Consider the following 10,057-nt stretch of genomic DNA (forward strand, 5'->3'; position numbering starts at 1 on the left):
TAAAACTAAAACATAGAACAATATTAAAAAACGCACTGTCACGGTGCGTTTTTTGGTTTATTTTGCACTGTGAGAGTGCAAATCAGATTAAATATTGTAATTTTCAGTACTATCACTTCAAAAAACTACATTTTAATTCATTAATAAACCTAAATGAAAACCAACAAAGAAATACGAGAAACAGCTTTAAAGAACAGGATTATTGATAGTTTGAATTCAATTGATGGACTTAAAATTGATGACCATTTCAAGATCACCGAGAAGTTTCAATTTCACTTTCGTAATATTATTTTCCTCCTTATAAACATTGGTCTTTTTATTTACTTTACTTTGTTTGATGATCAATGGATCATTGCAACCCTTACAGGAGTCTTAGGGCTAATCATCATCATTGTGGTGGTTTTATATTATTTCAATATAAAACACAGTTTTACATATTTAGATTTCGAGAACCAAAAGGTCATTTATAAAAGGTTCTTTTATTCAAAAATACATGAATTAAATTTAAATAATGAGGCTTTTATTGAGCTTAAAATTATAAAAGGTAATACTGGAAATAAAAGAACTTATCTCCATCAATTGATCATTAACAAAACAATTGTACTCGAACATGTTAATGACTATCAACAAGATAGCTTCTCTAATTACTTATTTAAAATATTCAATCACTATTACAATATAGATCATCAACAAATTAAATATGTAAATGAGGTAAGTTAAAAGCATTTTTATAATTAAAAACTGATTGACTACAATAACATCCTTAAAATCTGTCTAATAATTAGTCGTGTAGAGCAAGGGTATTTTATATAGTCTTTAAACATTACAAAACGTTATTACATAATATTTTACTTTTTAATATTACATCTTTTACTGTATATTTGTGTAAGGAAGATAAAATTCTTAATATGGTTTAGCGTATCAACAACCATAAGATGGTATTTGATTAAATCCATCATTTTTAAATAAACCAAGAAATTGCTAAATAACTAACACAATGACTCAACTTCTTTTAAATATCTCTGATGAAAAAAAAGCAAACAAGCTTATTGAATTCTTAAGAACGCTTAGTTATATTAATGTTCAAGAGTTTAATGAAGAAAACATAATACTTCCTGAGGCAGAAAAAGAACTCATGCGTAATCGTCTTCAAAATGCAAAAGAAGAGGATTTTAAAGATTGGGAAGAAATAAAACAAAAATTTAATATCAAATAATGAAATCTTTTAGTATTCGTGTATTAAAATCTGCAGTAGCCGATCTTGATGAAGCTTACGAATATTACACAGACATTAATCCAAAACTTGGAGAGCGATTTATTAAAATTGTAAATGCAACAATCAACGATCTAAAAAAATATCCGTACTACCAAATTAGATATGACAGCTTTAGAATGAAAGTCATTAATAAGTTTCCATATGTTATACATTATACACTTGATGAAAAAAAACAAATTGTTTTCATTTATGGTATTCGTAACTCATATCAAAATCCAAAGAAATATCCGAAAGTGTAATTATTATATTGATACCCAAGAAACGTGAAGACCTTGCCTAAATTGATTGTAACTTGTTGACAGCTTAGGTTAGACCATTTTTAAAAGCTTGGCTGTTCTAAAAATTCGCTAAAAAAAATATTACACCACTTTCTATAAATAACAATATAGTTAATCTCATTAATATCGGTATAGTGGCTATACTCGCCCATATTATCCTCTATAGTTATCACTAAACTATTTTGACTTAGAAATTCTTTGAACTCGCTATTTCTTTCTACTAAATTTTTTTCATCCCCAACCTTATTTTTAATTAATAACAATTCATAGTTATCAGTAATCCAAACCTCCACCCCCGTCAATCCATAATACATGTTACTTTTGACTATAATTTCATTAAATATTGTTTTGTCACCTATTTTTAATTGAAGTGTATCATTGTCAAATCCATCTGCAAAATAAACTACACATAAAAATGAATCATCTGGTTTAATGTCTTGAGCTATTGCATTATTAATACACAGAAAAGACAAGAAAATTATTCCAATATGATATTTTATCTGGTACTTTATTACATTGCTTCCCATACTTTTTAACTTTATTAATTTGGCTTTTTATGTTAAAATGAAATTTCAACCTAGTCACCACAAAACCCGACATTTGAACGGACACATCTCGAAGTTAACTTAAATCAACCCTTTACTTTCTTAAAAATACTATTTTTTATTTAATACATTCCTACCACTTTTACCACGCGATTTAAAGTATTTAGAAAACACAATAAAAGCCTAAATCCTCAAAAAAAGCAGCTCCCCTCTTACATCCTTTACTCCTATTGACATCCCCTAACTTATCAACAAATTTTGTTTATAACTACGGCTTAAATTTCAATTTAAAAATCACATTCTTATCTATATTTGACGAAAATCCATTTGCTAAGACAATTAGAATTGTCAATTGAAAAAATGGGGGAATCATGTTAAATTCATGAGCTGTTGCGCAACTGTAATTGGTGTTAAAACCATAAGCCAGATTACCCACTTCTTAGCAAATTGAATTTTGTTTTCGCATAAAAAACAAGGTTCAGAAGAGAGCAAAAACTCCCACTTCTTCCCTATTTTTTATGCCTTGTTTTAACTTTTAAAAACTAATAACAATGGGCATTTTCGACAAACGCATTAATTACAAGCCATTTGAATATCCACAAGTAATGGATTTCATTGAAAACATCAACAGAACGTATTGGGTACATTCTGAAGTTGATTTTACTGCGGATACGCAAGACTTTCATTCTCACCTTAATGAGAATGAAAAACAGGCCATTAAGAAAAGTTTATTGGCGATTGCTCAAATTGAAGTTGCTGTAAAATCCTTCTGGGGAAATTTATATCAACACATGCCCAAACCAGAATTGAACGGTCTAGGAAGCACCTTTGCAGAATGTGAGTTCCGTCATTCTGAAGCTTATTCTCGTTTATTAGCTGTCTTAGGTTACGATGAAGAGTTTCAACATGTCATTGAAATTCCAGCAATTCGTAAACGTGTAGAATATTTGGAAGAAGCACTTCAACATACAAAGTCTGACGATAAGCGAAAATACATGTTCTCTCTTATCCTTTTCTCTATACTAATTGAAAATGTCTCATTGTTTAGTCAATTTGCTATTGTATTGTCTTTTACACGTTTCAAAGGACTCATGAAAAACGTAAGTAACATCATTTCATGGACATCAATCGACGAGCAAGTTCATGCCAATGCAGGGATTTTCTTGGTGAATAAAATCAAAGAGGAATATCCAGACTTTTTCGATGAAGAAACACAAAAAGAAATCAAAAAGATCGTTGAAGATTCTATCGCTGTTGAGTCTGAAATATTAGACTGGATTTTCGAAGATGGAGAAATCGAATCAGTAAGTAAAGAAGACCTACTCAACTTCATGAAATTCAGAGTGGACGAAAGTTTACAAGAGATTGGTTTAGAAAAAATGTATGGAATCACACCACTTGATTATCAACCCATGGCGTGGTTTGAGGAAGAAATTTTCGCTAATTCTTTAGACGATTTCTTTGCAAAAAGACCTACAGAATATACCAAACACGATAAAAGTATCAGTGCAGCTGATTTATTTTAATCATCTCAATATCAGTTAAAAAACGCTTATTTAATTTAAAATTAAAAAATGGAAAATCTTTGGTGGTTAAATGACGAAAGTGAGCAGATTTTAAATCGTGGATACTTATTAAAAGGAGAAACGGTAAAAGGTGCCATTGAAAGAGTTGCAACAGCAGCAAGTAAAAGACTATACAAACCTGAATTAAAAGAACCTTTTATTGAATTAATCGAGAAAGGTTGGATGAGTTTAAGCTCCCCAATTTGGGCTAACATGGGAACAGAACGCGGACTCCCTATTTCATGTTTTAATGTTCATATTCCAGATGGAATTGAAGAAATCACACATAAATTAGGTGAAGTGATTATGCAAACCAAAATTGGAGGTGGTACTTCAGGGTATTTTGGTGACTTGCGTGGTCGAGGAAGTGCAGTTACAGATAACGGTCAAAGTAGCGGTGCGGTTTCTTTTATGAAATTATTTGACACTGCAATGGATACCATTTCTCAAGGAGGAGTGCGTCGTGGTGCATTTGCTGCATACCTAGACATCGATCATCCAGATATTAAAGAGTTCCTTCAAATCAAAGACATCGGAAGTCCTCTTCAAAATCTATTTTACGGAGTTTGTGTTCCTGACTATTGGATGATAGAAATGATTGATGGCGATATGGAAAAACGAGAAATTTGGGCAAAAGTGCTTGAATCTCGTCAACAAAAAGGATTACCCTATTTGTTTTTCACAGATAATGTCAATAAAAATAAACCTCAAGTTTACAAAGACAAAAGCATGAGCATTAATTCAAGTAATTTGTGTTCAGAAATCATGTTACCTTCCAACCAAGAGGAATCATTCATTTGTTGTTTGTCTTCAATGAATTTGGAGCTATACGACGAATGGAAAGATACCAATGCTGTACAATTGGGAATTTACTTCTTGGATGCTGTTTTACAAGAATTCATCGCGAAGACAGAAGATAATTACTATCTAAAATCAGCCAATAGGTTTGCCAAACGTCACAGAGCTTTAGGTTTAGGTGCTATGGGATGGCATTCTTACTTACAGAAAAACAGAATTCCTTTTGAAGGATTACAAGCTAAACAATTAACGAGTTCAATCTTTTCACACATCAAAAATGAAGCCGAAAAAGCCTCTCGCGAGTTAGCAGATATCTATGGTGAACCAGAATTGCTCGAAGATTACGGCATGCGAAATACCACACTATTAGCAATTGCGCCTACTACTTCTTCTTCGGCAATTTTGGGTCAAACTTCACCTGGAATCGAACCATTGAGCAGTAATTACTACAAAGCAGGTTTAGCCAAAGGTAACTTTGTGAGAAAGAATAAATACTTAAAGGAGTTATTGATTGAAAAGGGACTTGATAATGAAGAAACTTGGAGAAGTATAATGCTAAACCAAGGGAGTATTCAACATTTGAAGGAACTTACTCAGGAAGAAAAAGCGATATTCAAAACCTTTAAGGAAATAAGTCAATTGGAAATTATTCAACAAGCTTCTATCCGACAAAAATTCATTGATCAATCGCAGAGTTTAAACCTGAATATTCCAGCAAATCTGCCGGTAAAAGACATCAATAAATTAATTATTGAATCTTGGAAACTTGGTGTTAAAACACTATACTACCAAAGAAGTCAAAGTGTTGGGAAAGAGTTTGTGGTTAAAAACCTTGTTGAATGCGTTAGTTGCGAAGGGTAAATTAATTGCGAATTTTTAAATTACGAATTACGAATGTGCTAAATTCGTAATTCGTAATTTTTTTATTTGATTTTCTCTGTTTGTTCGTTTTTATAAAATTGTAACATGATAAAAACAATGATTATAGAAGAACTCAATGCTTCTATAAATAAAGCAAAACTTAATCCAGCATAAGTATCTGCTGGAATTAGACCTTCCACATAATCTTCAATTGGAGCATCTATTCCATTAAGATATATGAATAAACCTATAGCTCCTAACCCAATTCCAATCGTTACTGTAGCTATACCTATAATTAATTTTCGAAGATAATTCTCGCCATTTTTTACAGCGGTTTTAATGGTCAATTTAAGTATTCCAATGATAAAAATATAATTAACCAATCGAAGATATACATTGTCCGCTAATCCAATTAAATCAAGTATTAAAAAATAAAAACCTAGTAAAAGAAATAAAATAATTCCATTTCGAATAGCATGTGAACGTTGTAACATAATTTCTAAAATTTTAATTCGTAATAGTCAGCACTGAAATAGATAATTCAGCTCCTTATAAATTACAAATGATTTTTAGAATTACACAACTGATTTTAAAGTTCTTAACATTTTAATTTAAGAATAAAATTGGTGAATCATCCAAACAAACCCAATTGACCGTCACTTTCAATACATGTTGTTTTTAAATCACGACTTAGCTTGTCTTCCCCTTTTCGAAGCCAGTTTTGGGCTTGTTGAATATCCATAATTAATGGCATACGCTTTTTGGTGTTGTGAATTTCTGCCATAATATCATTGGCAGCAGTTGTGAGTAATGTAAAAGAATTAGTGTTTTCTCCATTTAAAGGATTGATCCATGTGCTGTATAAACCTGCCAATCCAAAAACAGCTTCATTTTGTAGTTGAATTAAGTATTTCTCTTTACGTTTCCCTTTACCATCGAGCCATTTCCATTCATAGAAGCCAGTTACTGGAAGAACACACCTTTGCTGTGTTACATCTCGAAATGAAGCTACATCTTTAATCGTTTCTTTTTTGGCGTTTAAAGTGTGTTTACGAATGTGGTCATCTTTGGCCCAATGTGGAATAAGTCCCCAATTTAAAAATTGAAAAACTTCTGGATTTTCGTCTTTGATTACAGGTAATAATGGATGGTCAAAACCACTGATATTTTGCTTTGGATTGTAGAGTGCTGGCATTTCAAATGTAGCATTGAATTGCTCCGTTAATTCCTTTATTGATGCTTTTTGTTGAACATTATAACACATCGCTTTCTATTTTAGGATTCCAAATGAAAGAATGAAAAGTTACGTGAATTGTATTCATTTTCAAAAAGATGAGGATAGTATTTTTTCATTTCAGCATTCATCAATTCTACTGGAACATCATCAAATTCGCCATAAAAATGTTTGTATTCCATAAATTTTTGGTCGCCTTTATACGCCTGAAACAAAGAATCATTTTCTCCGTCCCAATCCAAAGGTTCTACACCAGAAAGCTTACAAATTAAAGGGTCAAAAGCTGGAGTAGATTTCACCCATTTCCCATCGATATATGCAGAAACATAACCATGAAATACTATTTCCTCACGTTTCAAGGCTGCTGTTAATTTTTCCACACCAATATGATTTACCACAATTCCATATCCTAATTTCGAAGGAATACCCAAGGCACGAAGTCCTGTGGCCAAAACAATCGATTTTTCAACGCACCACGCCCTATTCTTTTGCATAACCACACTTGACTTTAGTTTTTCTGGCCGCAAATCTAAGTGATAAGGATTGTAAATAAATCCATCACGTACCTTTAAATACAAGTCAATAGCTTGTTGTTTTTTAGCATTAGATAGATCTATATCAGCTATCAAATGCTGAGTACTTTCATGATTCACTTCCAAAATTGGTGTTGCTTTTAAAAATTGCTCTTGTTCTTCGCTTGTCATGATTCAAAAATACAAATTAACCCACTTCATTCACCAATCTTGATGTTTTAAAACATTAAAGACTGATGTTAATATTGTTAAGCACGTTTATGTCATTTTTTAAGAACCCCAATTCTGGGTATTGATAATTTGGCAAGATTTTGAATAATGCGGGTTTACTCCATTTTAAACCCTATTTAATTAACTGTAACTAATGTTGCAGACCTTTTGCTTTTACTTTTGCTATATTTGTTAGTGAACCAAAACCTTAAAAAATGAAGATTATCATTGTTTTAGCACTTTCAATTTTAACTTTTAGTTCATGCGGTTTAGATTCTGGAAACAAAAACGAATCGTCAAATACTGTCGAGCATGAATCTATAACTGAACTTACAAAAGCAGAAAAAGATGAATATATTGAATTAGGAAAATCTTATTCAAGTTCGACACAGCAAGTCTTAGGAAAGAATTTAATCGGTGCCTTAAGTAAACAAGGAAGCATTGGTGCACTTGAATTCTGTAATATTCAAGCTATTCCATTAACCGACAGCATGCAAAATAAAATGGGGGTTAAAATCAGTCGAATTTCAGATCAACCGAGAAATCAAGATAATAAAGCCAGTGAACAAGAATTGGCAATTATTAAAGACTTTAAATCTCAAATTGCATCTGGAAAAATAGCACCTGAAATTTCACCAGTTTTGATTGAAGAAGAAAATAAAGTGCGATTCTACGCTCCAATAGTGACCAATGCTATGTGTTTACAATGTCACGGAGTTAAAGAAACAGATATAAAACCCGAAACGTTGGAAATGATAGCAGAATTGTATCCACAAGATAAAGCGACAGGATATAAAAGTAATGAAGTACGAGGAGTTTGGAGCATTATATTTGAACGATAGAGATAGATTAGGAAAACAGTAAATAAATTGAAATGAAAAAACTAGGATTAATAGGCGGTACATCTTATCATTCAACGATAGATTACTACCGTATGATCAATGAAGGAGTTGGAAAAGAAATAGGTCAAGATCAAAACCCGGAACTATTATTATACAGTTTAAACATAGCCTTGATGCGTTCTGGAGATCAGGAAAAAATCAAGCAAGAATATTTACGTATTTCGAAAGAACTTATCTCAATTGGAGCTGAAGGCATACTTATTTGTGCGAATACACCTCATATGGTCTATGAGTTTGTTCAACCGCAAATTAAGGTTCCTATACTTCACATTGGAAAAGCCATTGGAGATTATGCGATGAAAAACAACTTTAAAAACCTCGGTTTATTAGGAACTAAACCAACCGTAAAAATTGGTTTTTTAGAAAAATACATCACAGATAATTATCCGATAAAGATTACTATTCCAGAAGAAGAAGATATTGACACGATACATAATTATATATCGAAGGAATTGACACAAGGTGTTTTTTCGGAGGAGGCCAAGACTTACTTTTTAAATCAAATGGAGATTTTAGAAGAAAAGGGAAGTGACGCCATGATTTTAGGCTGTACAGAATTACCTATTTTAATCAAACAAGAAGAGAGCAATTTTGCATTAATTGATACGACACGGTTACATGTTGAGATGGCGATTGAATTTATTTTAGAAAATTGAAAAGAAAAATACAAAACCCAACTCACTCAAAATCTACACTTTAAAATTGAATGCGAATTTATTTTAAAAAAAAGATGATTTTTTTTTCAAATCAGTGTTGCATATCAATAAAAAACCACTAACTTTGCCCACGCAAAAGGAAAACGATTCTTTTGAAAATTTGAAAAAACAAATACTTTAAACGTCACATCTTTTTAAGGAAAGATGCGTACTACAAGCGAGAGTAGCTCAGCTGGTAGAGCACAACCTTGCCAAGGTTGGGGTCGCGGGTTCGAATCCCGTCTCCCGCTCGAAGAGTTGGGAAATGGGATCATGAAATACTCCCGTCTCCCGCTCGATTTACACTTTGTAAATTGAATTTCGTTTAAAGATTAAGATACTGTCCTGCCCGGATGGTGGAATTGGTAGACACGTTGGACTTAAAATCCAATGGACATTGCGTCCGTGCGGGTTCAAGTCCCGCTCCGGGTACGAAATCCTCAACAGAAATGTTGGGGATTTTTTTTGCTTTATACTTTTATTCTAAAACTTGAAATCAAGAACTTATTTCGATAATCTCATCAGGTACTAAGACTTTATTAAAAAGTTAATCATTAAATATAGTGCGGGTTCATGCCGATAGCTATCGGCACCCGCTCCGGGTACGAAATCCTCAACAGAAATGTTGGGGATTTTTTTTGCTTTATACTTTTATTCTAAAACTTGAAATCAAGAACTTATTTCGATAATCTCATCAGGTACTAAGACTTTATTAAAAAGTTAATCATTAAATATAGTGCGGGTTCATGCCGATAGCTATCGGCACCCGCTCCGGGTACGAAATCCTCAACAGAAATGTTGGGGATTTTTTTTGCTTTATACTTTTATTCTAAAACTTGAAATCAAGAACTTATTTCGATAATCTCATCAGGTACTAAGACTTTATTAAAAAGTTAATCATTAAATATAGTGCGGGTTCATGCCGGTAGCTATCGGCACCCGCTCCGGGTACGAAATCCTCAACAGAAATGTTGGGGATTTTTTTTGCTTTATACTTTTATTCTAAAACTTGAAATCAAGAACTTATTTCGATTGGAGTGTCTATATTTGTTGTGACAGATTAATTAAGCCCGAAATGATTAAATTTGATTTATGGCAAAGAAGTATGACAATGACTTTAAAATTCTCATAGTAGAATTAGTAAAGTCAGGAAGACCTAT

11 protein-coding genes, 2 tRNA genes and 1 riboswitch are annotated in these 10,057 nt (G+C 32.3%); of the genes, 9 read left to right on the top strand and 4 right to left on the bottom strand.

Annotated features, from left to right (window positions below; all coding sequences use genetic code 11):
* The first annotated feature begins 153 nt into the window (after positions 1-153).
* The 3 genes from DXU93_RS05765 to DXU93_RS05775 all read left to right on the top strand — a co-directional run bounded on the left by DXU93_RS05765 (position 154) and on the right by DXU93_RS05775 (position 1,515).
* Positions 154-720 carry a hypothetical protein gene (locus tag DXU93_RS05765; RefSeq protein ID WP_116880307.1) on the top strand — a complete coding sequence of 189 codons (567 nt, stop codon included), beginning with the start codon at positions 154-156 and terminating at the stop codon, positions 718-720.
* Between the two features lie 277 nt (positions 721-997).
* Positions 998-1,216: a hypothetical protein gene (locus tag DXU93_RS05770; RefSeq protein ID WP_116880308.1), complete on the top strand. Its 219-nt coding sequence runs from the start codon at positions 998-1,000 to the stop codon at positions 1,214-1,216.
* On the top strand, positions 1,216-1,515 hold the full coding sequence (locus tag DXU93_RS05775) for a type II toxin-antitoxin system RelE/ParE family toxin (protein ID WP_116880309.1): 300 nt from the start codon (positions 1,216-1,218) through the stop codon (positions 1,513-1,515). Before DXU93_RS05770 ends, DXU93_RS05775 begins: the two co-directional genes overlap by 1 nt.
* An 80-nt stretch (positions 1,516-1,595) precedes the next feature.
* Here DXU93_RS05775 and DXU93_RS05780 read toward each other — a convergent pair whose 3' ends face one another.
* A complete protein-coding gene (locus tag DXU93_RS05780) occupies positions 1,596-2,081 on the bottom strand; it encodes a hypothetical protein (protein ID WP_116880310.1) in 486 nt (161 codons plus the stop codon).
* A 333-nt stretch (positions 2,082-2,414) separates the two neighbouring features.
* Positions 2,415-2,556, top strand: a riboswitch (cobalamin riboswitch).
* A 94-nt stretch (positions 2,557-2,650) separates the two neighbouring features.
* Here DXU93_RS05780 and DXU93_RS05785 point away from each other — a divergent pair.
* Together DXU93_RS05785 and DXU93_RS05790 are read left to right on the top strand one after the other, a co-directional pair.
* Positions 2,651-3,625 (top strand): ribonucleotide-diphosphate reductase subunit beta, encoded by a 975-nt coding sequence (locus tag DXU93_RS05785; protein WP_116880311.1) that lies wholly within the window; start codon positions 2,651-2,653, stop codon positions 3,623-3,625.
* A gap of 48 nt (positions 3,626-3,673) precedes the next feature.
* Positions 3,674-5,323: a ribonucleoside-diphosphate reductase subunit alpha gene (locus DXU93_RS05790; protein WP_116880312.1), complete on the top strand. Its 1,650-nt coding sequence runs from the start codon at positions 3,674-3,676 to the stop codon at positions 5,321-5,323.
* A 62-nt stretch (positions 5,324-5,385) separates the two neighbouring features.
* On the opposite strand, the gene DXU93_RS05795 is transcribed toward DXU93_RS05790, so the two are convergent.
* The 3 genes from DXU93_RS05795 to DXU93_RS05805 form a co-directional block, all read right to left on the bottom strand.
* Complete coding sequence (locus DXU93_RS05795) at positions 5,386-5,817, bottom strand: hypothetical protein (protein WP_116880313.1); 432 nt, start codon at positions 5,815-5,817, stop codon at positions 5,386-5,388.
* A 137-nt stretch (positions 5,818-5,954) separates the two neighbouring features.
* Complete coding sequence (locus DXU93_RS05800) at positions 5,955-6,587, bottom strand: SOS response-associated peptidase (protein WP_116880314.1); 633 nt, start codon at positions 6,585-6,587, stop codon at positions 5,955-5,957.
* 11 nt (positions 6,588-6,598) lie between these two features.
* Positions 6,599-7,261 carry a transglutaminase-like domain-containing protein gene (locus DXU93_RS05805; protein ID WP_116880315.1) on the bottom strand — a complete coding sequence of 221 codons (663 nt, stop codon included), beginning with the start codon at positions 7,259-7,261 and terminating at the stop codon, positions 6,599-6,601.
* 254 nt (positions 7,262-7,515) lie between these two features.
* On the opposite strand from DXU93_RS05805, the gene DXU93_RS05810 reads away from it, so the two are divergent.
* The 4 genes from DXU93_RS05810 to DXU93_RS05825 all read left to right on the top strand — a co-directional run bounded on the left by DXU93_RS05810 (position 7,516) and on the right by DXU93_RS05825 (position 9,329).
* Positions 7,516-8,142 (top strand): Tll0287-like domain-containing protein, encoded by a 627-nt coding sequence (locus DXU93_RS05810; RefSeq protein WP_116880316.1) that lies wholly within the window; start codon positions 7,516-7,518, stop codon positions 8,140-8,142.
* 32 nt (positions 8,143-8,174) lie between these two features.
* On the top strand, positions 8,175-8,858 hold the full coding sequence (locus tag DXU93_RS05815; RefSeq protein ID WP_116880317.1) for an aspartate/glutamate racemase family protein: 684 nt from the start codon (positions 8,175-8,177) through the stop codon (positions 8,856-8,858).
* Positions 8,859-9,075: 217 nt separating this feature from the next.
* Positions 9,076-9,148: transfer RNA gene (locus DXU93_RS05820), tRNA-Gly, on the top strand.
* Between the two features lie 96 nt (positions 9,149-9,244).
* Positions 9,245-9,329 (top strand) — tRNA-Leu (locus DXU93_RS05825).
* The last annotated feature ends 728 nt before the right edge of the window (positions 9,330-10,057 follow it).

This window comes from Brumimicrobium aurantiacum (assembly GCF_003402975.1).
Taxonomy (GTDB): Bacteria; Bacteroidota; Bacteroidia; order Flavobacteriales_D; family Crocinitomicaceae; genus Brumimicrobium; species Brumimicrobium aurantiacum.

Excerpts from the sequence above, each read along its gene's own strand:
- DXU93_RS05815 (WP_116880317.1), top strand. The coding sequence starts at position 8,175 with ATGAAAAAACTAGGATTAATAGGCGGTACATCTTATCATTCAACGATA.
- DXU93_RS05775 (WP_116880309.1), top strand. The coding sequence starts at position 1,216 with ATGAAATCTTTTAGTATTCGTGTATTAAAATCTGCAGTAGCCGATCTT.
- DXU93_RS05800 (WP_116880314.1), bottom strand. The coding sequence starts at position 6,587 with ATGTGTTATAATGTTCAACAAAAAGCATCAATAAAGGAATTAACGGAG.
- DXU93_RS05810 (WP_116880316.1), top strand. The coding sequence starts at position 7,516 with ATGAAGATTATCATTGTTTTAGCACTTTCAATTTTAACTTTTAGTTCA.
- DXU93_RS05780 (WP_116880310.1), bottom strand. The coding sequence starts at position 2,081 with ATGGGAAGCAATGTAATAAAGTACCAGATAAAATATCATATTGGAATA.
- DXU93_RS05770 (WP_116880308.1), top strand. The coding sequence starts at position 998 with ATGACTCAACTTCTTTTAAATATCTCTGATGAAAAAAAAGCAAACAAG.
- DXU93_RS05795 (WP_116880313.1), bottom strand. The coding sequence starts at position 5,817 with ATGTTACAACGTTCACATGCTATTCGAAATGGAATTATTTTATTTCTT.
- DXU93_RS05790 (WP_116880312.1), top strand. The coding sequence starts at position 3,674 with ATGGAAAATCTTTGGTGGTTAAATGACGAAAGTGAGCAGATTTTAAAT.
- DXU93_RS05785 (WP_116880311.1), top strand. The coding sequence starts at position 2,651 with ATGGGCATTTTCGACAAACGCATTAATTACAAGCCATTTGAATATCCA.
- DXU93_RS05765 (WP_116880307.1), top strand. The coding sequence starts at position 154 with ATGAAAACCAACAAAGAAATACGAGAAACAGCTTTAAAGAACAGGATT.
- DXU93_RS05805 (WP_116880315.1), bottom strand. The coding sequence starts at position 7,261 with ATGACAAGCGAAGAACAAGAGCAATTTTTAAAAGCAACACCAATTTTG.